At 71.4% G+C, this 25,784-nt stretch carries 21 protein-coding genes and 1 tRNA gene; 15 read left to right on the forward strand and 7 right to left on the reverse strand.

Features of this window, described 5'->3' with window-relative positions:
* Nucleotides 1-25: 25 nt before the first annotated feature.
* The 3 genes from AB0937_RS29655 to AB0937_RS29665 all read right to left on the reverse strand — a co-directional run bounded on the left by AB0937_RS29655 (nt 26) and on the right by AB0937_RS29665 (nt 2,710).
* The gene (locus tag AB0937_RS29655; RefSeq protein ID WP_366715835.1) at nt 26-859 is read right to left on the reverse strand and encodes a ribonuclease BN; all 834 of its coding nucleotides are present in this window, start codon (nt 857-859) and stop codon (nt 26-28) included.
* A gap of 282 nt (nt 860-1,141) precedes the next feature.
* Nucleotides 1,142-1,228 (reverse strand) — tRNA-Ser (locus AB0937_RS29660).
* Between the two features lie 63 nt (nt 1,229-1,291).
* Nucleotides 1,292-2,710, reverse strand: coding sequence for a trypsin-like peptidase domain-containing protein (locus AB0937_RS29665; protein WP_366715837.1), 1,419 nt, complete (start codon nt 2,708-2,710; stop codon nt 1,292-1,294).
* Nucleotides 2,711-2,998: 288 nt separating this feature from the next.
* Between AB0937_RS29665 and AB0937_RS29670 the strand changes: the two genes are divergently transcribed.
* The 3 genes from AB0937_RS29670 to AB0937_RS29680 all read left to right on the forward strand — a co-directional run bounded on the left by AB0937_RS29670 (nt 2,999) and on the right by AB0937_RS29680 (nt 5,779).
* A complete protein-coding gene (locus AB0937_RS29670) occupies nt 2,999-3,826 on the forward strand; it encodes a glycerophosphodiester phosphodiesterase (protein ID WP_366715839.1) in 828 nt (275 codons plus the stop codon).
* Nucleotides 3,827-3,995: 169 nt separating this feature from the next.
* Nucleotides 3,996-4,634: an ATP-binding protein gene (locus AB0937_RS29675; RefSeq protein WP_366715841.1), complete on the forward strand. Its 639-nt coding sequence runs from the start codon at nt 3,996-3,998 to the stop codon at nt 4,632-4,634.
* A gap of 155 nt (nt 4,635-4,789) precedes the next feature.
* Entirely contained in the window at nt 4,790-5,779 is a 990-nt protein-coding gene (locus AB0937_RS29680; RefSeq protein ID WP_366715843.1) for a DUF5926 family protein, read from the forward strand.
* Nucleotides 5,780-6,030: 251 nt separating this feature from the next.
* On the opposite strand, the gene AB0937_RS29685 is transcribed toward AB0937_RS29680, so the two are convergent.
* Both AB0937_RS29685 and AB0937_RS29690 read right to left on the reverse strand, forming a co-directional pair.
* Nucleotides 6,031-6,633 carry a hypothetical protein gene (locus AB0937_RS29685; protein WP_366715845.1) on the reverse strand — a complete coding sequence of 201 codons (603 nt, stop codon included), beginning with the start codon at nt 6,631-6,633 and terminating at the stop codon, nt 6,031-6,033.
* Nucleotides 6,634-6,688: 55 nt separating this feature from the next.
* A complete protein-coding gene (locus AB0937_RS29690; RefSeq protein WP_366715847.1) occupies nt 6,689-7,354 on the reverse strand; it encodes a bifunctional DNA primase/polymerase in 666 nt (221 codons plus the stop codon).
* A 504-nt stretch (nt 7,355-7,858) separates the two neighbouring features.
* Here AB0937_RS29690 and AB0937_RS29695 point away from each other — a divergent pair.
* Together AB0937_RS29695 and AB0937_RS29700 are read left to right on the forward strand one after the other, a co-directional pair.
* Nucleotides 7,859-9,373, forward strand: a complete 1,515-nt coding sequence (locus AB0937_RS29695) for a PP2C family protein-serine/threonine phosphatase (RefSeq protein WP_366715849.1) — start codon at nt 7,859-7,861, stop codon at nt 9,371-9,373.
* A gap of 82 nt (nt 9,374-9,455) precedes the next feature.
* On the forward strand, nt 9,456-10,913 hold the full coding sequence (locus AB0937_RS29700) for an aminopeptidase P family protein (protein ID WP_366715851.1): 1,458 nt from the start codon (nt 9,456-9,458) through the stop codon (nt 10,911-10,913).
* On the opposite strand, the gene AB0937_RS29705 is transcribed toward AB0937_RS29700, so the two are convergent.
* Nucleotides 10,903-11,772, reverse strand: coding sequence for a triphosphoribosyl-dephospho-CoA synthase (locus AB0937_RS29705; protein WP_366715853.1), 870 nt, complete (start codon nt 11,770-11,772; stop codon nt 10,903-10,905). The two genes, AB0937_RS29700 and AB0937_RS29705, sit on opposite strands and share 11 nt — an antisense overlap.
* A gap of 285 nt (nt 11,773-12,057) precedes the next feature.
* On the opposite strand from AB0937_RS29705, the gene AB0937_RS29710 reads away from it, so the two are divergent.
* Entirely contained in the window at nt 12,058-15,051 is a 2,994-nt protein-coding gene (locus AB0937_RS29710) for a glycine--tRNA ligase (RefSeq protein WP_366715854.1), read from the forward strand.
* A 76-nt stretch (nt 15,052-15,127) separates the two neighbouring features.
* On the opposite strand, the gene AB0937_RS29715 is transcribed toward AB0937_RS29710, so the two are convergent.
* Nucleotides 15,128-15,592, reverse strand: coding sequence for an ATP-binding protein (locus AB0937_RS29715; protein ID WP_366715856.1), 465 nt, complete (start codon nt 15,590-15,592; stop codon nt 15,128-15,130).
* Between the two features lie 244 nt (nt 15,593-15,836).
* Here AB0937_RS29715 and AB0937_RS29720 point away from each other — a divergent pair, with 244 nt between their 5' ends.
* From AB0937_RS29720 to AB0937_RS29760, 9 genes are all read left to right on the forward strand, one after another.
* Complete coding sequence (locus tag AB0937_RS29720) at nt 15,837-16,658, forward strand: hypothetical protein (protein WP_366715858.1); 822 nt, start codon at nt 15,837-15,839, stop codon at nt 16,656-16,658.
* A gap of 119 nt (nt 16,659-16,777) precedes the next feature.
* Nucleotides 16,778-17,521, forward strand: coding sequence for a YcnI family protein (locus AB0937_RS29725; RefSeq protein ID WP_366715860.1), 744 nt, complete (start codon nt 16,778-16,780; stop codon nt 17,519-17,521).
* Between the two features lie 92 nt (nt 17,522-17,613).
* Nucleotides 17,614-18,267 carry an SCO family protein gene (locus tag AB0937_RS29730; protein ID WP_366715862.1) on the forward strand — a complete coding sequence of 218 codons (654 nt, stop codon included), beginning with the start codon at nt 17,614-17,616 and terminating at the stop codon, nt 18,265-18,267.
* Nucleotides 18,264-18,737 carry a copper chaperone PCu(A)C gene (locus AB0937_RS29735; protein WP_366715864.1) on the forward strand — a complete coding sequence of 158 codons (474 nt, stop codon included), beginning with the start codon at nt 18,264-18,266 and terminating at the stop codon, nt 18,735-18,737. The genes AB0937_RS29730 and AB0937_RS29735 overlap by 4 nt, the downstream gene beginning before the upstream one ends.
* A gap of 13 nt (nt 18,738-18,750) precedes the next feature.
* Nucleotides 18,751-20,817, forward strand: coding sequence for a copper resistance protein CopC (locus AB0937_RS29740; protein ID WP_366715866.1), 2,067 nt, complete (start codon nt 18,751-18,753; stop codon nt 20,815-20,817).
* A 6-nt stretch (nt 20,818-20,823) separates the two neighbouring features.
* Entirely contained in the window at nt 20,824-22,122 is a 1,299-nt protein-coding gene (gene efeB / locus AB0937_RS29745; protein WP_366715867.1) for an iron uptake transporter deferrochelatase/peroxidase subunit, read from the forward strand.
* 71 nt (nt 22,123-22,193) lie between these two features.
* Nucleotides 22,194-23,126 carry a prephenate dehydratase gene (pheA, locus tag AB0937_RS29750; protein WP_366715869.1) on the forward strand — a complete coding sequence of 311 codons (933 nt, stop codon included), beginning with the start codon at nt 22,194-22,196 and terminating at the stop codon, nt 23,124-23,126.
* A gap of 542 nt (nt 23,127-23,668) precedes the next feature.
* Complete coding sequence (gene serS, locus AB0937_RS29755; RefSeq protein WP_366715871.1) at nt 23,669-24,946, forward strand: serine--tRNA ligase; 1,278 nt, start codon at nt 23,669-23,671, stop codon at nt 24,944-24,946.
* On the forward strand, nt 24,943-25,761 hold the full coding sequence (locus AB0937_RS29760) for an HAD family hydrolase (RefSeq protein WP_366715873.1): 819 nt from the start codon (nt 24,943-24,945) through the stop codon (nt 25,759-25,761). The genes serS and AB0937_RS29760 overlap by 4 nt, the downstream gene beginning before the upstream one ends.
* The last annotated feature ends 23 nt before the right edge of the window (nt 25,762-25,784 follow it).

The raw sequence follows: 25,784 nt of genomic DNA on the forward strand, positions 1-25,784 counted from the left end.
TTGCAAAGTGTGACCCGGACACACGTCACCTGCGCTGTTTCAGCGCCTGCGCCATGCGGAGCAGTTCCTCGTACAGCAGTCGGCCGACCAGCGCCCCGCCGAAGACCACGACGCCTACGCCGACCAGCCAGGACTCGATGACCAGGACGGTTCCGACGGGCCCGTAGGTGACGGCGTTGGACGCGATCAGCGGCGAGAAGACGAGCCGGGAGAAGACCCTCAGGCCGAGCAGCCCGATCACGGTGGCCACGGCGCCGGGCAGCAGGGCACGCCAGCGGACCCTCCCGCCGAGCAGCAGGCGCTGGGACCACCACACGAACAACACGGCACTCAGCGATGCGACGGCCCCACCCGCCAGAGGTTCGCGCCGCAGCGTGGTGGTGGCGGACAGGTAGAGGTATCCGGTGAGGACGCCGAGCCACACCACATGCCGCCATCGGGCCCACCAGCGAGCCGGCGGCAGGTCCCAGACCTTCTCATAGCCGGTCTGCACCGCCGCCCCGAAGGTCAGGCCGAACACGGCAAGGGCGCCGACACCGAAGGCGGTCGTGGTCCGCAGGGCCTGGCCGGGCCGGATGAACAACTGCTCGACCTGCCGCCTGGAAGCCGTCGACACGCCGAGCCCTTCCCCCAGCCACTGAGCGAACCCCCGCCCGTGCTCGGCGTCGGCAGCGGAGACAATGATCAGCAGCGGTACCAGCGTGAGCAGCCCCAGAGCCGCGAAGCCCAGCGAACGCGACCACAGCTCGGTATCCCTGCTCCGCCTCCATCCCCGCCCGACTGGCGAACGGCTGATCACGCGGTGCAGTCGCCCGGACCGAGACGGGCGCTCCGCGTCACCGGAAGGCTTCATCGGCATGCCTGCCGACTACCACGTTCGAAACCATTGCCACGCGAGGGCGCGAAGCGAAGATTCGCCGATGGCCGGCCCCCGTCCGCATCGTCAACGTGATGGTTCCGCGTCAGCAGCGGACTCCCTGCAAGCAGGGCTGTCCCACAGGCCAGAGCTGGTCCACCGCTGGTCCACACGCACTGATCAACAACGCGACCCAGCCGGATCAAGGTGAGACAGAGCCCATGCGGAAGGGGTGCCCCTCCGGAGAGAGACACCCCTTCTGACCTGCAACATCTATGACCTGCGCGGAGGCGGTGGGATTTGAACCCACGGTGACATCGCTGCCACGACGGTTTTCAAGACCGTTCCCTTCGGCCGCTCGGGCACACCTCCCCGCGCCGGCCGTGATCGGCGGCGCGGGGACAAGGGTAACGGGTCGGTGCGGGCGGGTGGGGGTCAGTTGTCGCCGACGCGGGAACCGAGCGTCACATCGACCGTGTGCTGCTTGCCGCCCCGCTCGTAGGTGATCGTGACCTTGTCGCCGGGCTGGTGCGTCCAGATCTCGCCGATCAGGGTCGGGCCGGAGTCGATCACCCGGTCGTCGAGCTTGGTGATGACGTCGCCGGGCTTGAGGCCCGCCTTCGCGGCCGGGCCGCCCGGCTCCACCGGTGCCGCGCCGCTCGCGCCCTGGTCGGTGATCTGCGCACCGTCGGAGCTGTCGTCCAGGGACACCGACGCGCCGATCTTCGCGTACACCGGCTTGCCGTTCTTGATCAGCTCCTGGGCGACGTACTTGGCCTGGTTGATCGGGATGGCGAAGCCCAGGCCGATCGAGCCCGACTGACCGGTGCCGAAGCCGCCGTTGCCGGTGGACTGGATCGCGGAGTTGATGCCGATGACATTGCCCTGCGCGTCCAGCAGCGGGCCGCCGGAGTTGCCCGGGTTGATCGAGGCGTCGGTCTGCAGGGCGCTCATGTACGACGCCTGGCTGCCGCTGCCGTCACTGGAGGCCACCGGGCGGTTCTTCGCGCTGATGATGCCCGTCGTCACCGTGTCGGACAGACCGAACGGGGCGCCGATCGCGATGGTCGCGTCCCCGACGGCCACCTTGTCCGAGTCGCCGAGAGTGAGCGGCTTGAGGTCCGAGGGGGCGTCCTTGAGCTTGACGACGGCCACGTCGTAGCCCTGCGCGTGACCGACCACCTCGGCGTCGTACTTCTTGCCGCTCGGGAAGGTCGCCGTCAGCTTGCCGCCGTCCACCGCGTCCGCCACCACGTGGTTGTTGGTGACGATGTGACCCTGCTTGTCGAAGACGAAGCCCGTGCCCGTGCCGCCCTCGCCGCTGGTGCTCTCGGCCTCGATCGTGACCGTGCTCGGCAGTGCCTTCGCGGCGACGCCCGCGGTCGTGCCCGGGTCGCGCTTGACGTCACCGCCGCTCGCCGAGGCCGAGACCGTCGTCGAGCCGGTGCTCTCGTCGTCGTTCTTCGCCAGCACGTACCCGAGGCCGCCGCCAAAACCACCCGCGACCAGCGCGGCCACCAGGACCGCGGCGACCAGACCACCGCGCCTGCGGCCGGACGGCGGTGCCGGCTGCTGGTACGACGAACCCCATCCGCCCGAACCGGACCCGGACCCTCCGTCGCCGTACGGGGAGGTCGGCGGCGGGGGCGGGGGCCAGGACGGGTCGGGGGCGGAGGAGGAGGCCCCGGGATGGCCGGCGCCGCCCTGGCCCTGAGGGACCTGCCCCTGGGCGTCCTGTCCGTACGACCCCTGGTGGGCCTGTGCCTGGGGCGCCGGAGCAGCGGGAGCGTCCACCGGCACGGGGGGTGCGGACGGGGCGGGGGGTACCGCGGTGCCCTCGTTCTCGGTGCTCACAGCTTCTCTCCTAGATCCACGGCCGTTTTCCGGGTCGCACGTATTCATGCTCTTTCGCGCCGGCCGACGGGTCCGGCGCGATACAGCTGTGCTTGTCCCTTTGTATGCCGTCAGCTTTTCCCACTGGCCGTCAGAGCACCATAAGCGGTGGCTGTGCGTCCGAGGCCATTCTTTATATAGGTCATTACCGGTGAAAAGGATGCAATCCCAATGCCTCCGTCCGGACCTGCCTCTCCGGCGATTCCGTCCGACCGGACGCGTACCCGCACTCGGTGGCACCATGACGCGGTGACCCACGCACGACAGCATGTGATTCAAGTCGTCGCCCACCGCGGAGCCTCCGAGGACGCCCCGGAACACACCCTGGCCGCGTACACCAAGGCGATCGAGGACGGCGCGGACGCCCTCGAATGCGATGTGCGCCTCACCGCCGACGGCCACCTGGTCTGTGTCCACGACCGACGGATCAACCGTACGTCCAACGGCCGCGGCGCGGTCTCCGCCCTGGAGCTCGCCGACCTCGCCGCCCTGGACTTCGGCTCCTGGAAGACGGGCGCGGCCTGGAAGGGCCGCGACGAGGAACCCGACTGGGAGCACCGCCCGGAGGACCGCGAGGCGACATCCGTACTCACCCTGGAGCGGCTGCTGGAGCTCGTCGCCGACGCCGGGCGCCGCGTGGAACTGGCCATCGAGACCAAGCACCCCACGCGCTGGGCCGGGCAGGTCGAGGACCGGCTGCTGGACCTGCTGAAGCGGTTCGGCCTCGATGCCCCGCTCTCCCCGGCGGAGTCGCAGGTGCGGGTCATGAGCTTCTCGGCCCGCTCGCTCCACCGTGTGCGTGCCGCCTCGCCGACGCTCCCGACGGTCTACCTGACGCAGTTCCTCTCGCCCCGGCTGCGTGACGGACGGCTGCCCCCGGGCGTGCGGATCGTGGGTCCCTCCATCCGCATCGTGCGCAACCACCCCCTGTACATCGCGCGCCTGAAGCAGGCCGGCCACCAGGTGCACGTGTGGACCGTGAACGAGCCGGACGACGTGGACCGCTGCGTCGAGCTCGGCGTCGACGCCATCATCACCAACCGTCCGCGCGCGGTGCTGGACCAGCTCGGCCGCTGACACCCGGACCCGGTGCCACCAACCTCTCAAGTCCCACCAGACCCACGCACACCTCTTGACCCCACACCACCGCAGACGGGATCCTCCCCTCTCGGCCACACCGATGATTTCAAGCCATACGGTTACAGGGAGTGCTCCGGCGCGTTCGATCCGTATGCGGTCGTGGTGAGTGCGTCACCGGACGTGGATTGGCCGGTTTCCGGTACAGGCCAATGGGGCATCCACACCGTGGCGTGGGGCGAAGGAGGTCTCGGGGGTGGCGTTGGTGGTGGCACAGGAGGTGCCCACGTCGTCGAGCATGGCCGTACCCCATGGCCCTGCGGGCGTGGGGGAAGCGAGACACCGGATGCGTGCGCAGCTGCGCAGAGGTGGAGTCGCGGAATCGGTCATCGACGACGCCGTACTGATCCTTTCCGAACTCTTGAGCAACGCCTGCAAGCACGGCAGACCCCTCGGCGACGCGCTGTCCGGTGACGGCAACGTCCGTGCCGCGTGGCGCGTGGAGCCGGCCGGCCGGCTCGTCGTGGAGGTCACGGACGGCGGCGGCCCGACCCGCCCCGCCCCCGCGACCCCGTCGGTCACGGCGCACGGCGGCCGCGGGCTGAACATCATCACCGCGCTCGCCGACGACTGGGGCGTGCGGGACGACATCCGCGGCGAGGTCACCGTGTGGGTCGTCGTCCACGACGACGTGCACGACCCGGACGCGGGCCACCGCCGCGACGACTTCGCGACGCGCGTCACCGCCCCCGCGGTCTCCGGGATACCCGGGCTCGACTTCGCGGACGCCTTCGACGACATGGGCTGAGCCACGACACGGACGGGGTGCGTGCGCCGCGCCGGACCGGGTGTCGTCCTCAGGACCCCGTGCCCCCGGGTGTCGTCCACAGGACCCCGTGCCCCGGGGCGCGAACGGCTAGGCTCGCGACCGTACGAGACGAGCCGTAATCGGGAGACCCATCGATGGCCAAGAAGCGACCTCAGACGAAGGCCAAGCGCCCGCAGACCACGGGCGGGGCCCGCACCGTCGGTGCCGAGGGAGACGTCCCGGTCGTCGGCGCTCGTGAGCCCTGCCCCTGCGGCAGCGGCCGCCGCTACAAGGCCTGTCACGGCCGGGCCGCCTCGCACGCCGCGACCGAGCTGGTGCACCGCCCCTTCGAGGGCCTGCCCGGCGAATGCGACTGGGTGGCCCTGCGCGAGCTGGTCCCGGCGGCGACGGTCGAACTGAAGCTCAAGGACGGCCTGCCCGAGGGCGTCCCGGCGGTCACCCTGGCCACGGTCCTTCCCATGGCCTGGCCTGCTCTGCGCCGCGACGACGGCTCGGTCCTGCTCGGCCTGCAGAACGACACCGCCTCCGGCGACATCAGCCGCGACCTCGCCGACACCCTCCAGCGCGCCCTGGAAGCCGAGCCCGGCACGCCCGTCCAGGGCCGCCGCGCCCCGGCCGACAGCCCGCGGCTGCAGGATCTGCTCGACCCCGAGGGCGCGTTCGAGCCAGAAGTGCACAGCGGCTTCGAGTTCTGGGTGCCGGACCCGGAGAACGCCACGCCCGATGTGACCGCCTCCCTGGAGCGGGCCAACGCCGCGGCCATCCCGACCGTCAAGCTCCAGGGCGTGGACGCCGCGTACTGGTGCGAGACGCCGGAGAAGAACCATCTGCGGTGGGTCATGCCGCACGCCGAGGAGCGGCTGCTGGACGCCCTCGCGCGGCTGCACGCCGCGGGCCGTTCCAGCCTCGGCGAGGGCACCCGCCTGGTGGGCTCCTTCCGCGCCCATGGGCTCACGGTGCCGGTGTGGGACCTGCCCAGCGGGGTCACCGCCGAGGACGTGGAGAAGCCCGCGGCGGAGTTCGCCGAGCGCCTCGCCGCCGCCCTGGCGACGGACGCGCCCCTCACGGCGGACGAGCGCCGCGCCCGCGGCGGCCTCACCAACCGGCAGGTCACGCTCAGCTGACGCCGGGCCCGGCGTCCGGCCGGCCGGTCCGCCGGCCGGCTGGCTTCTCGCGCCCCGCGAAGCACAACTCCCGTCAGGGACAAGCCAGTCGGTGACCGGAAAGGCGAGTTCGAATTTGCGAACCGCCGATCTCTTGTTACCGTTCCTATAGCCCGGTTGCTGGTGCATCCCCCGTCGCCAGCAACCGGGTCTTTGCGTCCCCGCTTCCAGGCACGGAACGCGGCGGCTTCTCAACTAGCCGTTTCTGCAAGCTAGTTGCTTCCCGACCGCAGCAGCATCGGTCCCCTTCGGCCCCGCTCGGCGAACTCCGCGACGGCCGTGTACGCCGCCGGATACCCGCGTGCGGACTCCCTGGGCGTCTCGCAGGTCCCCGGCTCGTCCCCCGCCCCGACTGCACACGTCATCCGCACACTGCGGTCGCCGGGGCCCATCAGGCTCAGCACGGCGTCCAGCGCTTCGCCCGTCGCATTGCGGTAGTACGTACGCGCCCAGGTCTGCGCACCCTGCGTCACCACACACGTCTGTGCCTCGATCCCGTCGGGTGTGGAGAGTTCGGGCCCGCACCGCACGGCGGTCGACAGCCCCTGGCCGAGCACCGGGAGGCCGGGGGCGGCGGACGGCACCCGGGGTACCTTGTCGTCGTCGCGCGGCGAAGGGCGTACCGCGGCGGAACCGGTCAGGGGAGCGTCGGCACCCGCCGAACCCGCAGCTCCCTTGGCCCCCCTCGGCCCCACGGGCCCCGCGGACGCCACCGCCAGCGGCAGTGCGATCGCACACGCCGCCACGACACCCGCGAGGGCGAACAGTCTGGTTCTTCGTGGGTCCCGGGAGCGGTCCCGGGCGTGACGCCGCATGGTTCCGGAACTTAACGCGCCGGGGCGGGCGCCGGGCTCGGCGCGCCCGACAGCCCTAGAACTCGGGCGCGCTCACACCCGTACGAGTGAGGGCTTCGACCACGGCGTCCACCACTGCCTCGACATCGGGCACCCAGGGTGAGGCCGAGCCGGGCAGCGGCGCGCGCTCCCAGCGGATCTCGCCCTGTCCCGTCTCGGAGGGCGGCAGGGCCAGGTAGCCGCCCTCGCCGTGGAAACGGAGCGAGCCGGGCACGAAGTCCTTGGCGTAGAGCAGTTCCCCGAGCTGCTCCATGGAGTACGGCTTGACGAGGATCGCCCAGCGGGCGGGGGAGGCCACGACCGGGCCGAGCCGCATGCCCATCTGGTCGAGCGCCTTCAGCGCGCGGGCGGCCGGCAGGGCCGGCAGCGAGACCGCGCAGGGGGCATGACCGCCGGTGGCCAGAACGATCGGAGCCGTCGGCCGGTTGCCCCACCACCAGCGCACCATGCGTCCGTCTGTGGTGGCCGCGAGGAGGCCGGGGTCGAAGGGGTGCGCACCAGGCACCGTGCAGTCGGGGTCGGGGCAGCTGCAGCGGGAGTGCGCCCGCGGGTCCGCCGCCACACCCGGCAGTACGGGCCACCGCCATTGCGTCGCGTAGGTCAGGGCCGCGCCGATCAGCTCAGGCTTCCCGTCGCTTCCCTGGGACAAGAGCCTGCGTCGCCTTCCGAGGATCTCGCGCATGAGCGCTCGTTCCTTTCCGTTGCACGCCTGGCAACACCGTGGTCCACATCACATCATGTGTCGATCACTTCACTGTGCGTACCTGTTGGCGCATCACACCCCTGCTTGAAGCAAGGGGAACCCCTATGGGTCGAGCATTGGGCTGCCTCCGCGGCCGTCCCGCCCTTACTGCGTCTGTCGAAAGCACGGGCGTGGCGTAGGGGTGGCGAAGTATGGCGTTTGCCGTCGCGCGTATTTCTCTCCGCCTCCGCCACGGGAGGATGGGGCACGGTCGTCGGTGGATAGGACGCCCGGTTCCGTCACCAGGTTCCGGGTGACTCTCAACCACCCCTGGCCTTCACCGAGTACGTACCCATCACGACCGTTGTGACGCTCCGTCGAGCAAGCCCAGTCGACCGCAATAAGCCGTCCCCTGAGGCAGTTTTAAGCCAACTTTGCATTTCCGCAAGAGGAAGGAGAGTTGTTCCCTCGCACCTCACGGACACCAGGAATCCCGGCAGGACAATGCTGGACATCTCCTCACGAGTGCGTGTACATGTGGAGACACTGCTAGCGACGCAGAATGACATGGGGGTTTGCGATGCTTTTGAGCAGTACGTGCCGGTGGGAAGGCCGGACGCCATGAACGCTCCGCACCCTCCGAAAGTGGCCGGAATCGATTCAACGGTTCCTGCTCCCGCACACACTGTCGCGCCCGCGACGCCGGGCTCGTCCCCGGCCTCTCCCGCGAACCCCCCGGCCCCCGCCGGTGCCGTGCTCCAGGACCGTCTCGCCGGCTGGGTCTCCGACCTCACCACCTTGCACGAACTCACCGAACGCCTGGCCCGCACGGCCAGGCTCGGCGAAGCGCTCCAGGAACTGCTGCGGGCCGGCGCCGCCCTGGTGGGTGCCCGGCGCGGCCTCGTCGTCCTGGAACCCGGCGACGGACTCGGCCCCGACACCACCATCGGACTGGGCCTCGCCCGCGCCGATCTCGGCCACATCGAGACGGTGCCGCGCAGCGCCCTGTCCTACGGACGCATCCTCGACGGGCTGCCGGGCGGCGAGGGCGGCATCGCCGTCCCCGACCTCTTCGCCGAAGAGGGACTCGACCCCCGCCACCGCGAGGTCGCTGCCCGCCTCGGCTACGCCGCCAGCTACGCCCTCCCCCTGACCGCCGACACCGCCGTCCGCCTCGGCGCCGCCGTGTGGCTCTACGACGAGCCCGCCGAACCCGGCGAGCGGCAACGCCATCTCGCCGGCCTCTACGCGCGGTACGCCGCCGAGCACCTGGCACGCCTCCTCGAGCTGGAACGCGCCCGCACGTCCATGGCCACGATGTCGGACGAGTTGCTGCCCGCGCGGCTGCCCCGGGTGGCCGGTGTCCAGCTCGCGGCCCGGCACCGCACCGGCCCGCGCGGCGGCGGCGACTGGTACGACGCGCTGCCGCTGCCCGACGCCGCCCTCGGCCTCGCCGTGGGATCCGTCACCGGCTCGGGCCCCAGCGCGGTCGCCGCGATGGGGCGGCTGCGGGCGTCGCTGCGCGCGTACGCCGTCATGGAAGGGGAGGACCCGGTCGCCGTCCTGTCCGACCTGGAGCTGCTGCTGCGGCTGACCGAACCGGCCCGTTCGGCCACCGCGCTGTTCGGCTACTGCGAACCGGCCGCACGCAAGATCACGCTGGCGGGGGCCGGACACAGCCCGCCGCTGCTCGTCGGACAGCGCCGCACCGAGTTCGTGGAGACGTCCGTCTCCGCCCCGCTGGGCATGCTCGCCTGCTGGGAGGCGCCGAGCGTGGAGATCCTCGCCGAGCCAGGAGAGACGGTTCTGCTCTACACCGACGGGCTGCTGCACCGCACCGGCGAGGCCACCGACCGCGCCTTCGCCCGCCTGCACGCGGCAGCGGCATCGGTGCCCCGTGCCCTGCGCGGCGACCCCGGTGCCATCGCCGACCACGTCCTGCGCAGCGTGCTGCCCGACGGGCTGGACGCGGCGGACGGTGCGGAGGACGTCGTCCTGCTGGCGGTCCGGTTCGAGTAACGCTCCTCGTCATCGCCCTGGGCCCGCTTCACCGCCGCCGTAGAGTGGACGGTGGTCCAGTGCCGTATCGAGGAGGATGACCGTGGCCGAGGAGCTCACACCGGCGACCCCGGACGAGAGCGAAGAGCCGATCAAGCAGCGGAAGAACGGACTGTACCCGGGCGTGTCCGACGAGCTGGCCGAGAACATGAAGAGCGGTTGGGCCGACACCGAGCTGCGCGACCTCGAGCCCATCCCCCAGGCCGCCGAGACCGCCGCCCGCCGGGCCGCGCTCTCCGCGCGCTTCCCGGGTGAGCGGCTGGTGATCCCCGCGGGCAACCTGAAGACCCGCTCGAACGACACCGAGTACGCCTTCCGCGCCTCCGTCGAGTACGCCTACCTCACCGGCAACCAGACCGAGGACGGCGTCCTGGTCCTGGAGCCGAAGGACGAGGGCCACGAGGCGACGATCTACCTGCTGCCGCGCTCCGACCGCGAGAACGGCGAGTTCTGGCTGGACGGCCAGGGCGAGCTGTGGGTCGGCCGCCGGCACTCCCTCACCGAGGCCGGGAAGCTGTACGGCATCCCCGCCTCCGACGTGCGCGAGCTGGCCGGCGCCCTGCGCGAGGCCACCGGCCCGGTACGGGTGGTGCGCGGGTACGACGCCGGCATCGAGGCGGCCCTGACCGACAAGGTCACCGCCGAGCGCGACGAGGAGCTGCGGGTCTTCCTCTCCGAGGCACGGCTGGTCAAGGACGATTTCGAGGTCGCCGAGCTGCAGAAGGCGGTCGACTCGACCGTGCGCGGCTTCGAGGACGTGGTGAAGGTCCTCGACAAGGCCGAGGCGACCTCCGAGCGGTACATCGAGGGCACGTTCTTCCTCCGCGCCCGCGTGGAGGGCAACGACGTCGGTTACGGCACGATCGCCGCGGCCGGGCCGCACGCCTGCACACTGCACTGGGTGCGCAACGACGGGGCGGTCCGCTCGGGCGAGCTGCTGCTGCTCGACGCGGGTGTGGAGACGCACACGTACTACACGGCCGACGTGACGCGCACGCTGCCGATCAACGGCCGCTTCAGTGATCTTCAGCGCAAGATCTACGACGCCGTGTACGAGGCCCAGGAGGCCGGGATCGCGGCGGTGAAGCCGGGCGCGAAGTACCGCGACTTCCACGACGCCGCCCAGCGGGTGCTGGCCGAGAAGCTCGTCGAGTGGGGGCTCGTCGAGGGGCCGGTGGAGCGGGTGCTGGAGCTGGGGCTGCAGCGGCGCTGGACGCTGCACGGGACCGGGCACATGCTCGGCATGGACGTGCACGACTGCGCTGCCGCGCGAGTGGAGACGTACGTCGACGGCACGCTGGAGCCGGGCATGTGCCTCACTGTCGAGCCCGGGCTGTACTTCCAGGCCGACGACCTGACCGTGCCCGAGGAGTACCGGGGCATCGGAGTGCGGATCGAGGACGACATCCTCGTCACCGAGGACGGCAACCGTAACCTCAGTGCGGCGCTGCCCAGGCGGTCCGACGAGGTCGAGGCGTGGATGGCGTCCGTCAAGGGCTGAGCGTCGTCCGCGGGTGCGTGGGGACCGGTCGCGCAGTCCCCACCAGCTTGAGGGCGTCCAGGAACAGGGCGCCCGTGAGCAGGGGTGCGCTGCCCCTCGGGGCCCAGGTGCGTTCCGTGAGGTCCGTGTCCAGGGCTCTCAGCGCCGCCGCGCCGGACTCCGTCGCCGTACCGCCCGCCTCCAGGACCCGGCGCGCTCCCGCCTGGACGTGGCGCAGTCCCATCGGCCCCGCCGTGTGGAGCAGTTCCGTGTCCTGGAGGGTGGACATCACCGTGAGCAGGGCGTCCAGCCGGGCCTGAGGTTCGGTGGCGCCCTGACCGCGTGCGGTCGTGAGGGCGTTCAGGGCGCGGCGGACGTGCGGGAAGCCGGCCCTGGCCTCTCCTCGCGCACCGGCCGCGCCGTAGCGGGCCGACATCGTGGAACCGCGTGAGGGGCGGCGCGGGGCGCTCCGGTCCGGGTGGGCGGCCAGTTGTCCGGCCAGGGCCGTGATGTCGGCCGGTCCGGCTCCCGGCCGCAGTGCCGTCGCCGCCACCAGCAGGCCGAGTGTCCACAGGGCTCCTCGGTGGCCGCCGCCCGCCAGCGCCACGGTGTGTTCCGTGGAGCGGCCGATCGCTCCCAGGTCCGCGCGGAGGCGGAAACCGGGCTCGCCCGTGCGGCGGGCTGTGGCGGCCATCGCGGTGAGGCCGGGGAGCAGTGCCCGAGCCGCCCATCGCAGGGCGCTGTGGTCCCGGGCTGTGCGGTCCCGCGGGTCGGGCAGGCCCGGCTTGGGGGCCAGGGCCAGCTGGCCGACCAGGGCGTCGACGGCGGTCCGCGCGAGTACCTCGTCCTCACAGCCGTTCCCGTACCGAGTTCCCGTCATGGGCCGGGAATGTAGGGGAGCCACCCATGAGACGGATGGGTCCAGGCTGTGGGCCCCCTTTGCCTCGCCCCCTGGTGGACCGCGCGCCGAGGGGGCGCGGGGAACTGCGCGACCAGCCACAGAGGACCCGCGCCCGCCCCCCGGCGATCCGGTGGCACCCACCCCCCGCGGCCCCTCCCAGCACACGTCCGACCGGTCGGTCAAGAAACAGCAGGTCAGCGCTAGTTGACGTGTGAGATCATGGCCGACCTTGCCGGTCCGACTCGGGGAACAGGCGCGATCATCATGAAGAACGTTCAGACGGCGCTGACCATGCAGGACGCCATCCTCACCCTGCAGAAGTACTGGAGCGACAACGGCTGCATGATCACGCAGCCGCTGAACACCGAGGTCGGAGCCGGTACGGCCAACCCGGCCACGGCGCTGCGGGTGCTCGGCCCCGAGCCCTGGAGTGTCGCCTACGTGGAGCCGAGCGTGCGGCCGGACGACTCGCGTTACGGCGAGAACCCCAACCGGCTTCAGACCCACACCCAGTTCCAGGTGATCCTCAAGCCCGACCCGGGCAACCCGCAGGAGCTCTACCTGGGCAGCCTGCGCGCCCTCGGCGTCGACCTGAACGCACACGACGTGCGGTTCGTCGAGGACAACTGGGCCTCACCCGCGCTCGGCGCCTGGGGTCTGGGCTGGGAGGTCTGGCTGGACGGCATGGAGATCACCCAGTTCACCTACTTCCAGCAGGTCGGCGGTGTCGCCCTGGACCCGGTGTCGGTGGAGATCACGTACGGACTCGAACGCATCCTGATGAACCTTCAGGGCGTGTCCCACTTCAAGGACATCGCCTATGCGCCGGGCATCACCTACGGCGAGGTGTTCGGGCAGAACGAGTACGAGATGAGCCGCTACTACCTCGACGACGCCGACATCGACACCAACCACCGGCTGTTCGAGTCGTACGCGGCCGAGGCCCGGCGCCTGCTGGACCTGGAGCTGCCGGTCCCGGCGTACACGTACGTGCTGAAGTGCAGCCACACCTTCAACGTGCTCGACGCGCGCGGGGCGATCAGCACCACCGAGCGGGCCAAGGCGTTCTCGCTGATGCGCGGTCTGACGCACGAGACGGCCAAGCTGTGGGAGCGGCGGCGGGCCGCGCTGGAGCATCCGCTCGGGCTGGCGGCGGCTCCGGCCCCTGCCGAGCGCGCCACGCTGCCCAAGGTGCCCGGCGTCGAGACGCTGCTGTTCGAGATCGGTGTGGAGGAGCTGCCGTACGCGGACGTCCCCGCCACCACCGAAGCGGTGCGCGAGTCGGTCACCGCCAAGCTCGCGGCGACCCGGCTGGGGCACGGCGCGATCACCGTGATGGCCACACCGCGCCGGATCGTGATCACGGTCGACGGTGTGCAGCCGAGGGAGCGGGACACCATGCGGACGGTGCGGGGGCCCAAGGTCGCCGCCGCCTATAAGGACGGCGCCCCCACCCCTGCTCTCCTCGGCTTCGCCCGCAGCCAGGGCGCCGAGGCGGCCGATGTGCGCGTGGTCGAGAACAACGGGGTCGAGTACGTGGCGCTCACCCGTCACGAGGAGGGCCGCCCGGCCGTAGAGGTGCTCAGCGAGCTGCTCGCCGAGGTCGTCTCGGGGCTGCGGGCGGGGCGCAACATGCGCTGGAGCGACCCGGGGCTGTCGTTCTCGCGTCCCGTGCGGTGGCTGCTCGCGCTGCTGGGGCGCACTCCCCTGCCCGTGGTGGTCTCCTCCCTGTCGTCCGGCGACACCACACGGGTGCAGCGCCAGGCCCCCTACCCGGAGGTCCAGGTGACCTCCGCCGAGGGCTACCCCCACTTCCTGCACATGCACGGCATCCTGCTCGACCGGGAGGCCCGCCGCGGCGCGGTCGTGCGCGGTGCCCTGGAGGCGGCGGCCGAGGTGGGCGGGCGCATCGACGTGGAGGAACAGGCCGGGCTGATCGACGAGATCACCGACATCCTGGAGTTCCCGTACGCCGTCCGGGGCTCGTTCGACGAGCGCTATCTCGAACTGCCCTCGAGTGTCCTGACCACCGTGATGCGCAAGCACCAGCGCTATCTGCCGGTGCTGGACGGCGACCGGCTCATGCCGCACTTCGTGACGTTCGCCAACGCCCTGTGCGACGACGACGTGGTGCGGGCGGGCAACGAGGCGGTGCTGCGCGCCCGTTACGAGGACGCCGCGTTCTTCTGGCGGGCGGATCTGAAGGTGGCGCCGGAGGAGTTCCGGCGCCGGCTGGACAAGCTGACCTTCGAGGACCGGCTCGGGACGGTCGCCGACCGTGCCGTCAGGCTCGCCTCCCTCGCTCAGGACCTGGCCGGACGGGCCGGGCTCCCGGAGGAGTCGGTGGAGGTCGTACGGCGGGCCGGCGCGCTGGCCAAGTTCGACCTGGCGTCCCAGATGGTGATCGAGTTCTCCGGGCTGGCCGGGGTCATGGCGGAGGAGTACGCCCGCCGGGCCGGGGAGTCCCCCGAGGTCGCCCGTGCACTGGCCGAGATGGAGCTGCCGCGCTCCGCCGGTGGCGCCCTGCCGGCCGGGGACGCGGGGGCCGTGCTGTCCCTCGCCGACCGGTTCGACCTGGTGACGGGCATGTTCCTGATCGGCGCCGCACCGACGGGGAGCTCCGATCCGTACGGAGTGCGCCGGGCCGCGATCGGGCTGCTCAACGTGTTGCGGAGTGTGCCCGCCGTGGCCGGGGTGCGGGTGAGCGAGGGGCTGCGCGCGGCGGCCGTGCGCTACGCCGCGCAGGGCGTCGAGGTGCCCGCCGAGCGGGTCGCCGAGGCCGCCGAGCTCATCACCCGGCGCTACGAGCAGCAACTGACGGACGCCGGGCACGAGCACCGGCTCGTTCAGGCCGTACTGGTGTGGGCCGACCGGCCCGCCCACGGCGACCGCACGCTGGCCACGCTGGAACGGCATGTCTCCAGCGAGGCGTTCGAGGCGCTGGCCGCCGCGTTCCAGCGGGTCGTGCGCATCCTGCCCGAGGGCGGTGCCGAGGCGGCCGATGCGTCACTGCTGACCGCCCCGGCCGAACTGCGCCTCGCCGAGAGCACGCAGGCCGTACGGCAGGCGCTGCAGGGGCGGGAGGACGATCTCGGCGCGCTGATCGAGGTTTCCGCCCCGCTGGTCGAGGCGATCGGCGTCTTCTTCGACGAGGTGCTGGTCATGGATCCCGACCCGGCGGTGCGGGCTGCGCGGCTGGCGCTGCTGAGGGACGTGGCGGGACTGGCCCGGACGACGCTGGACTGGGGAGCGCTGTAGAGGGCGGCTGACCAGAGGTGATGTTTCACGTGAAACGCGGCTGTTTCACGTGAAACAGTGCCTTGGCTCCGGTATGTCAGACCGCCATCAGCGGGGCGCCGGAACGCCACTTCAGGACCTTGTCAAAGCTCACCACGGCTCCGCCCCGGTCCGGCTTGTTGCCGATGTGGACGTGGTCGGCGAGCTCCTCGATGAGGCACAGCCCCCTGCCGCTCTCCGCGTCGGAGTGCGCGGGGCGGATCGGCGGGCGGGACCGGCCCGGGGACGCCGCCGGGAAGCCCGGTCCCGCGTCGGCGACCTCGATCCTGCACTTCTCGCCGTCGAGGTAGGCGGTGACCCGGTAAGCCTCTGAACCGGGGCCGCGTCCTGTATCCCCGCCGTGTTCCACGGCGTTCGCGCACGCCTCGGTTAGGGCGACGGAAAGGTCGTAGGAGATGTCCGGGTCGACGCCCGCGGTCTCCATCGTGCCGACCAGCAGGCGGCGGGCGAGCGGCACGCTCGCAGCTTCGCGCCGCAGATGGAGTGACCACCAGATGCTCATGCTCCAGCCTCCCGGCCGCGGCTCGACATACCGTTACGTATTGCCCTCACTCCCCCCGTGTAAGCGTGAAGTTGATGTGAGGCCGCCCATACGGCGGATGCGCGCTGGTCCTGATCGGTGTATGTGGGGGGCAGGTATCGGTGCATCCGGGGCACGCGCGGCCAGAGCATGATGTTCCGCTCGTACAGCATCTTGTGGACCTGCCGCACGAGGCCTGCGGGGCCAGTGCGATGATGAGCCCGCCATGACTGCCCCCCACGCGCGCGCGACGCGCTCCGGACACACGCTCCGGTTCCTCCGGGCCGCGGTGTTCGCCGCGGTCTGCGTCGTGCTGGCCGGGGCAGGTCACGCGCTCGCCTCCTGCGACGGCATCCCGCTGTGGACGCTGGGCGCCGGGTTCCTCGGGGTGGCCGCGGTGGCGGCTCCGCTCGCCGGGCGCGTCCGCTCACTGGCGGGGATCGCCGCACTGCTCGCAGTCGGCCAGACGGTGCTGCACACGCTGTTCGGCCTCGGCCAGCACGGTACGGCCGTCGCCACGTCCTCGGTGCCCGCGGGCGGAAGTGACGCCGCGCTGGTCCAGCAGGCCGCACGGTTCGTGTGCGGAACGACGGCGGCTGCGATCAGCCCGGCGCAGGCCCACCGGATCCTCACCGAGGCCCGGATCCAGCCGCCCACGGGCACACACACGCATCTGGTGGCGGACACCGCGTCCGGGTCCTCGGCCTCGCTGTGGCCGTCCCTGCCGATGCTGCTCGGCCACGTCCTCGCGGCCCTCGCCGCCGGCTGGCTGCTGCGCCACGGCGACCTTGCTCTGCTGCGGCTCACCCAGCTGTCGGCGCAGAAAGTCGCCGAAGGAGCGCTGATGCGCTCCCTGCGGGCCGCTCTCGCACTGGTCCGCGCCCTGCGCGCCGGGCTCCCTGGGGCCCCGGAGGCCCACCCGCGCCCGGCGCCCACCACGCGGCCCGCACCGCCGGTGCCTCGCACGACGGCGCTCCAGCACACGGTGATCCGACGCGGCCCACCGGCCGCCACGGTTTCCGGCGCCGCACTCGCCCTCGCCGCCTGACGCGACACGACCACCAGCACTCCGCTCCCGCGGAGGAGGGGCCGCCGTCGTGCGGCACGCGCGTGTGCGCGCATCCCTCCTTCCTCATTCAGACCGACTCACAGCGGAGTGCTCCTTCCATGAAGGCTTCCCGTATCGTCGCGGCCGGTGCCGCCGCCGGTATCACCGTTCTCGCCCTGTCCGCCCCCGCCTTCGCGCACGTCAGCGTGCAGCCCGAGGGCACGGCCGCCAAGGGCGGCTACGCGGTCATCGGCTTCAAGGTGCCCAACGAGCGCGACGACGCCTCGACCACCAAGCTCGAGGTCAGCTTCCCGACCGACCACCCGCTGGCCTCCGTCATGCCGGAGCCCATGCCCGGCTGGAAGATCGAGGTCACCAAGTCCAAGCTGGACAAGCCGCTGGAGATGCACGGCGAGAAGATCACCGAGGCCGTCTCCAAGGTCACGTGGACCGCGGACGGCAAGGGGATCGAGCCCGGCTACTTCGAGAAGTTCCCGCTCTCCGTCGGCCAGCTGCCCGAGGACACCGACCAGCTGGCCTTCAAGGCCCTGCAGACGTACTCCAACAAGGAGGTCGTCCGCTGGATCGAGGTGCCGCAGAAGGGCAAGGAGGAGCCCGACAACCCGGCCCCGGTGCTGGAGCTGTCCGCGGCCTCCGAGGACGGGCACCACGGCGCGGCGGCCGATGAGGACTCCGACGCCAAGTCGGCCGAGAAGGCCTCCGCCCACACCGCGTCCTCCGACTCCGCCTCCTCCGACGGCACCGACACCACCGCCCGCGTGCTGGGCATCGTCGGCATCGTGGTCGGCGCCGCGGGTGTCGCCTACGGCGTGCTCGCCGGGCGCCGGCGGGCCAACGCCTGAGGCTGCTTCCGTTGACGGCGCGCGCCGGATCCCCGCCCCGTGCGGGGGCACCCCGGTGCGCGCCGGGTCACCGACATCTGGGACATTTTTCTATGCGCACCAAGACCTTCGCCGCGGCCGCGCTGCTCGCCGCCGCCTCCCTGACCCTGACCGCCTGCGGCAGCGGCGACGCGGGCGATCAGCCCGTCTCCGTGGTGTCCGAGGAGGCCGGCTCCGACAAGGCCGCCACGGTCCTCGACAAGCCGTTCGAGAAGCCGGACCTGGTCCTCACCGACACACAGGGCAAGAAGTACGACCTCCGCAAGGAGACCGAGGGCAAGCCCACGCTGATCTACTTCGGCTACACCCACTGCCCCGACGTCTGCCCGCTGACGATGAACAACATCGCCGTCGCCATGAAGCAGCTGCCCAAGGCCGAGCAGGACCAGCTGCGGGTGGTGTTCGTCACCACCGACCCCAAGCGGGACACCTCCGCCGAGCTCGGCAAGTGGCTCAAGGGCGTCGACAGCCGGTTCATCGGCCTGACCGGTGACTTCGCGACCATCCAGGCCGGCGCCCGTACCCTCGGCATCTCCATCGAGCCGACGCGCAAGGACAAGAACGGCAAGCTGATCTCCGAGCACGGCACCCAGGTCATCGCGTTCTCCCCGAAGACCGACAGCGGCTACGTGCTCTACGGAGAGGACGCCGACGTCGACGACTACGGCAAGGACCTCCCCAAGATCGCCAAGGGGGAGAACCCGTGAGGCGGCGACTCGCCCCGGCGGCCCTCGCCATAGCCGGTGCCCTGGCCCTGGCGGGCTGCGGCGGCTCGGACTCCGACAGCGGAAACGATTCGGGGAAGCCGGAACTCTCCGCCGGCTCCGCCTACATGCCGCAGCCGGTGTCCGACGACATGGCGGCCGGCTTCCTCACCGTCACCAACAAGGGCGGCGCGGCCGACGAGCTGACCTCGGTCACCAGTGACGTCGCCGGTCAGATCACCGTGCACGAGACCGTCGACGGGGCGATGCAGGAGGTGAAGAGCCTCAAGATTCCCGCGGGCGGGCGGCTGGAACTGAGGAGCGGCGGCGACCACCTGATGTTCGAGCAGCTGAAGAGCAAGCCGAAGGAAGGCCAGACGGTCTCCCTCGAGCTGCACTTCGCGCACTCCGACCCGGTGAAGGTCGAGATGCCGGTGAAGCCGCCGACCTACACCCCGACGACCGGACACTGAGGGAGGGACCTCCGTGACACAGACCATCGCCCCCCGCGTCCGGGCACTGGTGCTGCTGCTCCTGGCCGCGGCCTGCGCACTCCTCGCCGGAGCCGGCCCGGCCTCCGCGCACGCCGCGGTGACCGGCAGCGACCCCGGGCAGGGGGCGGTGGTCGACAAGGCCCCGGCCCGGATCTCGCTCACCTTCTCCGAGCCGGTCGCGCTGTCCGACGACTCGCTGCGCGTGCTCGACCCCCAGGGCAAGCGGGTCGACACAGCCAGACCGGCCAACGTCAGCGGTACGACGTACGCCGTGCCCCTGCACTCGGGCCTGCCCGATGGCACCTACACAGTGGCCTACCAGGTCGTCTCCGCGGACAGCCATCCCGTCGCCGGCGCCTACACCTTCTCCATCGGGGCCCCCTCCAAGACCTCCGTGTCGGTCTCCGGGCAGTCGACGGACGACGGGGTCGTGGGCTGGCTGTACGGCTTCGGACGGTACGTGTCGTACGCCGGGTTCATCGTGATGGCCGGCGGCGCCGCCTTCGTGCTCGCCTGCTGGCAGCGCGGTTCCGGGGTGCGGCCGGTACAGCGGTACGTCGTCTCCGGGTGGGTCGCCCTCACCGCGGCGACCCTCGCGCTGCTGCTCCTGCGCGGCTCCTTCACCGGCTCCGGGAAGGTCGCCGACGTCTTCGACCTGTCCCTGCTCGGGCAGGTGCTGCAGACCAAGACCGGCGCGGCCCTGGTGTCCCGGTTGCTGCTGCTCGCCGCGGCCGCCCTGTTCATCGCCGTGCTCTTCGGGGCGTACGACAAGCGGGAGGACGCCCGGGAGAAGAGGGACCTGACCTTCGGGCTGTCGCTCGGCGGCGTCGTCGTGGCGGCCGGGCTCGCGGCGAGCTGGGCGATGTCCGAGCACGCCTCCGTCGGTCTCCAGGCCGGCATCGCCATGCCGGTCGACGTGCTCCATCTGCTGGCCGTGGCCGCCTGGCTCGGCGGACTGGGCGCACTGCTGGCCGCCCTGTACCGCGCGCCCGCCGAAACGCCCGCCGACGCGACGGCGGTACGCCGCTTCTCGCAGGTCGCCTTCGGCAGCGTCCTCGTCCTGATCGCGACCGGGACGTACCAGTCATGGCGCCAGCTCGGCTCCTGGCCGGCCTTCACCGACACCCGCTACGGGCAACTCCTCCTCGCCAAGATCGCCCTCGTGGTCGTCCTGGTCGGCATCGCGTGGATCTCGCGCCGGTGGACGGGGAGGCTGACGGAGACGGCGCCGGTGGAGGTGTCGCCCGTACGCGAGAAGGAGCGGGTCGGCGCGCGGACGGACGACACCGGCACCATGGAGCCCGCTGCCGCCGCCGACGCAGTCGCGGCCGGAAGCTCGGACACCGCCGACGAGGCGGACGCCGTCGGCGAGAGCCAGGGTGACGACAAGCGCGCCCGGCGCCTCGACACCGACGAACAGTCCGGCACCGAACCCGCAGATACCGAGCCCACCCGCGCCGGGCCCGCGGGCACCGAACGCGCCGCACAGCTCGCCCGGCAGCAGGCCGCCCGGGACGCCGCACAGCGCAAGCGGGTCCGGGACGCGGACCCGAACCGCTTCGGGCTGCGCCGCTCCGTGCTGACCGAGGCCGGCGTCGCCGTCGTGCTGCTCGCCGTCACCACCGTGCTGACGCAGACCGAGCCGGGACGCACCGAGCAGGAGGCCAAGGCGGCCACCTCGTCGTCCGCGTCCGCCTCCGCCGACACGGGCGCGTCCGGGGCGCTGACCCTGAACATGCCGTTCGACACCGGCGGCGAGGACGGCAAGGGCATCGTCACCATCGACCTCGACCCCGCACGCGTGGGCGACAACGAGATGCACGTCTACGTGGAGCGCCCCAACGGCAGGGCCTTCGACATCCCCGAGGTGAAGGTCGAGTTCACCCTGAAAGCCAAGGACATCGGGCCCCTGCCCGTCGTCCCGGACCACCTCGCCACCGGACACTGGTCGGCGAACGGAGTGCAGATCCCCATGGCCGGCGACTGGAAGGTCGACGTGACCGTGCGGACCTCCGACATCGACGAGGTGACCGTCTCCAAGAACGCGCAGATCGGCTGAACGACCATGCCTGACCAGTCCCTCCCGAAGGCCCGCACCCCCGAGGCCGGCCCGGGGAAGAACGAAGCGGCCCCCGCCCACGAGGGCGTCTCACGGCGGCGGCTGCTCGGTACCGCGGGTGCCACCGGGCTCGTCCTCGGCACCGCGGGTGCCGCCGTGGGTTACACCGCCGCCCCCTCCGAAGCGGCCGCCCCGCTCACCTCGCTCGGCACGGACCGGGCGATGTTTCACGGGAAACATCAGCCCGGGATCACCGACGGCCTCCAGGCGCGCGGCCACCTCGTCGCCTTCGACCTGGCGGCGGGCGCCGGCCGCAAGGAGGCCTCCGCGCTGCTCCGCCGCTGGTCGGAGACGGCCCGGCGGCTCATGGCGGGGGAACCGAGCACCCACGGGGACACCGACGTCGCCCGTGACGCCGGACCCTCCTCTCTGACGATCACCTTCGGCTTCGGCCACAGCTTCTTCGCCAGGACAGGCCTGGAAAAGCAGCGTCCGGCCGCCCTGGACCCACTGCCCGAGTTCTCCTCCGACCACCTCGACAAGAACCGCAGCAACGGCGACCTGTGGGTGCAGATCGGCGCCAACGACGCCCTGGTCGCCTTCCACGCCCTGCGCGCGATACAGAAGGACGCCGGCCGGGCCGCCAAGGTGCGCTGGCAGATGAACGGCTTCAACCGCTCACCGGGCGCCACCTCCCACCCCATGACGGCCCGCAACCTGATGGGCCAGATCGACGGCACCCGCAACCCCAAGCCGGGCGAGGCCGACTTCGACCAGCGCATCTTCGTGCCGGAGAAGCCGGAGAAGGGCGAACCGGCCTGGATGGCGAACGGCTCCTACGCCGTCGTACGCCGGATCCGCATGCTCCTCGACGACTGGGAGCAGCTCTCCGTGAAGGCGCAGGAGGACGTGATCGGGCGGCGCAAGTCCGACGGTGCGGCCCTGTCCGGCGGCACCGAGAGGACCGCGATGGACCTGGACAAGACGGACGCCCGGGGAAACCTGGTCGTCCCGATCAACGCCCACGCCCGCATCACCCGGCCCGACCAGAACGGCGGCGCGGCGATGCTCCGCCGTCCCTTCTCCTTCCACGACGGCATCGACGCCGACGGGGTGCCCGACGCCGGTCTGCTCTTCATCTGCTGGCAGGCCGATCCGCTGCGCGGCTTCGTGCCCGTTCAGCGCAAGCTCGACCGCGGCGACGCCCTGTCGCAGTTCATCCGGCACGAGTCGAGCGGCCTGTTCGCGGTACCGGGCGGGGCCGCGGAGGGAGAGTACGTGGGGCAGAAGTTGCTGGAAGGGTGAGAGTTCACTCCTGTGCTGGATTGTTCGGCTTGTGGGGGATGGCGCTTCCGCGAGCCCATTAGGGTGAGCTCATGCCAGCGAGCTATGCGTATCTCGGCCCTGAGGGCACCTTCACCGAAGTCGCCCTGCGCACGCTTCCCGAGGCCGCCACCCGGGAGCTCATCCCGTACGTGTCCGTCCAGTCCGCGCTCGACGCCGTGCGCGCCGGCGAGGCCGAGGCCGCGTTCGTGCCGATCGAGAACTCCGTCGAGGGCGGCATCACCACCACCCTCGACGAACTGGTCGCCGGCGCGCCGCTGATGATCTATCGCGAGGTGCTGCTGTCGATCACCTTCGCGCTGCTGGTCCGCCCGGGCACGAAGCTGTCGGACATCAAGACCGTCTCCGCCCACCCGGCCGCGCAGCCGCAGGTGCGCAACTGGCTCAAGAAGCACCTCCCGGACGCGCACTGGGAGTCGGCCGCCTCGAACGCGGACGCCGCACGGCTGGTCCAGGAGGGCCAGTACGACGCCGCCTTCGCGGGCGAGTTCGCAGCCGCCCGCTACGGCCTGGAGGCCCTGGAGACCCAGATCCACGACGCGGAGAACGCCCAGACGCGCTTCGTTCTGGTCGGCCGGCCCGCCCGGCCCGCGGCGCCGACCGGCGCGGACAAGACCTCCATCGTGCTGTGGCAGCGCGACGACCACCCCGGTGGCCTGCGCGACCTGCTGGGCGAGTTCGCCACCCGGGGCATCAACCTCATGCTGCTCCAGTCCCGGCCCACCGGCGCCGGCATCGGCAACTACTGCTTCTGCATCGACGCCGAGGGCCACATCTCCGACCGCCGGGTGGCCGATGCCCTGATGGGCCTGAAGCGGATCTGCCTCCAGGTGCGCTATCTGGGCTCCTACCCGCGCGCGGACATGCGGCCGGGGGACGTGCAGCCGCCGCGGCTGGGCACGTCCGACGAGGAGTTCGCGGGTGCGGCGGACTGGGTCACGCGGTGCCAGGACGGGCGCTTCTAGCCCGGGCCACCGGCCCGTTCCGGACCGGTCGTACCTGCTGATTGTTGTTATCCACAGGGGTTATCCACAGGTCCGCTTCTCGACCTGGGGACAAGTCGACAACAAAGCATGAGCCAGTCGACAAATCGCCCTACGGGCCCTTGATGCGCCCATCTGCAGGTAGGTAGCCCTTCGTCCACCGTTTTCCCTTGCGTAACTCTTATGGGTGACCCATTTCCACTCAAAAGTGAGGGTAAATCGGGTTTGCAAGGGGAATTCTCAGGGGTGCCCACAGCTTCCGGAGTGATCAATTCCGAAGTCCACAGATCTTCCACACAGCCTGTGGATAACTTTTCGAGGGGTGTGGATTCCTGTGGACAACGCACGGCCAAGTCCCGCTCCCCGCAAGGGACTCGCGTCAATGCGGCGTTCGGCCGATGCCTCGCGCCGGGGACACGGGATTGCTTTATTGACACTGCGCGTAATTCACCCATAACGGTACGTATGCCGCGCCATGGATAGTGAGTCGTGGGCGGTCACCCCACACCGGTAGCCTTGGGCGCGTGATTGACCTTCGCCTGCTCCGTGAGGACCCCGACCGTGTGCGCGCGTCGCAGCGCGCCCGTGGAGAGGACGTCGCGCTCGTCGACGCCCTCCTGTCTGCCGACGAGCGGCGCAGGTCGTCCGGCGTCCGCTTCGACGAGCTGCGCGCCGAGCAGAAGGCGCTCGGCAAGCTCATCCCGAAGGCGGCCGGCGACGAGAAGGCCGAACTGCTGAAGAAGGCGGGCCAGCTCGCCGCTGACGTCAAGGCCGCCGACGCGGACCGCGACGCGGCCGCGACCGAGACCCAGGAGCTCCTCCAGCGACTCGGCAACCTCGTCCACCCGGACGTGCCCGTGGGCGGCGAGGAGGACTTCGTCACGCTCGAGACGCACGGCACGATCCGCGACTTCGGCGCCGAGGGCTTCGAGCCGAAGGACCACCTGGCGCTCGGCCAGCTCCTCGGTGCGATCGACGTCGAGCGGGGCGCCAAGGTCTCCGGCTCGCGCTTCTACTTCCTGACCGGCGTGGGCGCGCTCCTGGAGCTCGCCCTGGTGAACGCGGCGATGGCGCAGGCCACCGCGGCCGGCTTCACCCCGATGCTGACCCCGGCGCTGGTCCGCCCCCAGTCCATGGCGGGCACGGGCTTCCTCGGCCAGGCCGCGCAGGACGTCTACCACCTCGCCGACGACGATCTCTACCTCGTCGGCACCTCCGAGGTCGCGCTTGCCGCGTACCACATGGACGAGATCCTCGACGGCGACCGCCTCCCCCTGCGCTACGCGGGCTTCTCGCCCTGCTTCCGCCGCGAGGCCGGTTCGCACGGCAAGGACACCCGGGGCATCTTCCGTGTGCACCAGTTCGACAAGGTCGAGATGTTCTCCTACGTCGCTCCCGAGGACTCGCAGGCCGAGCACCAGCGCCTGCTGGAGTGGGAGAAGCAGTGGCTGACCTCCCTGGAGCTGCCGTTCCGCGTGATCGACGTGGCGAGCGCCGACCTGGGGGCCTCGGCCTCCCGCAAGTTCGACTGCGAGGCGTGGATCCCCACCCAGGGCAAGTACCGCGAGCTGACCTCGACCTCGGACTGCACCGAGTTCCAGTCCCGCCGCCTGTCGATCCGCGTCCGTGAGGGCAAGCAGGTCCGCCCGCTGGCCACGCTCAACGGCACGCTGTGCGCCGTCCCGCGCACGATCGTGGCGATCCTGGAGAACCACCAGCAGGCCGACGGTTCGGTGCGCGTGCCCGAGGTGCTGCGTCCGTACCTGGGTGGCCGGGAGGTCCTGGAGCCGGTGGCCAAGTGAGCGACACGGCCTCCCCGGGCGCCTTCCCGTACCGGCTCGTCGCCACCGATCTCGACGGCACACTGCTGCGCTCCGACGACACGGTGTCGCAGCGCACCCGTGCCGCGCTCGCCGCGGCGACCGCGGCGGGCGCCGCCCACATCGTCGTCACCGGCCGAGCCGTTCCCTGGACCCGGCACATCCTCGACGAACTCGGCTACCAGGGCCTCGCCGTCTGCGGCCAGGGTGCACAGGTCTACGACGCCGGCGCGCACCGCCTGCTGACGTCGGTGACGCTGGACCGGCAGCTGGCCGGGGTGGCGCTGGCCAAGATCGAGGCGGAGGTGGGCCCGCTCCACCTGGCGGCGAGCCGCGACGGCCTCGACGGCGAGGTGCTGGTGAGCCCGGGCTACGCGGTCACGGGCAGCCTGCCCGCCACGCCCTTCACGGACGCGTCGGACCTGTGGGCCGCGCCCCTGAACAAGCTGTACATCCAGCACCCGACGCTGAGCGACGACGAGCTCTGCGAGGCGGCCACGCGCACCGCCGGCGGTTTCGTCACCGTCACGATGGCGGGCGCGGGCATCGTCGAGCTGCTCCCGCTGGGTCTGTCCAAGGCGACGGGGCTGTCCCTGGCGGCCCGCCGGCTCGGTCTGAAGGCGGCCGACACGATCGCCTTCGGCGACATGCCCAACGACATCCCGATGTTCGCGTGGGCCTCCTACGGGGTGGCCATGGCGGACGCCCACGAGGAACTGAAGGCGGTGGCCGACGAGGTGACGTCCTCCCACGACGAGGACGGCATCGCGGTGGTGCTGGAGCGACTGCTGGGCTGAACGCCGGGCCCGATGGTCAGAGC

The organism is Streptomyces sp. NPDC047880 (assembly GCF_040706515.1).
In the GTDB taxonomy this organism is placed as follows: domain Bacteria; phylum Actinomycetota; class Actinomycetes; order Streptomycetales; family Streptomycetaceae; genus Streptomyces.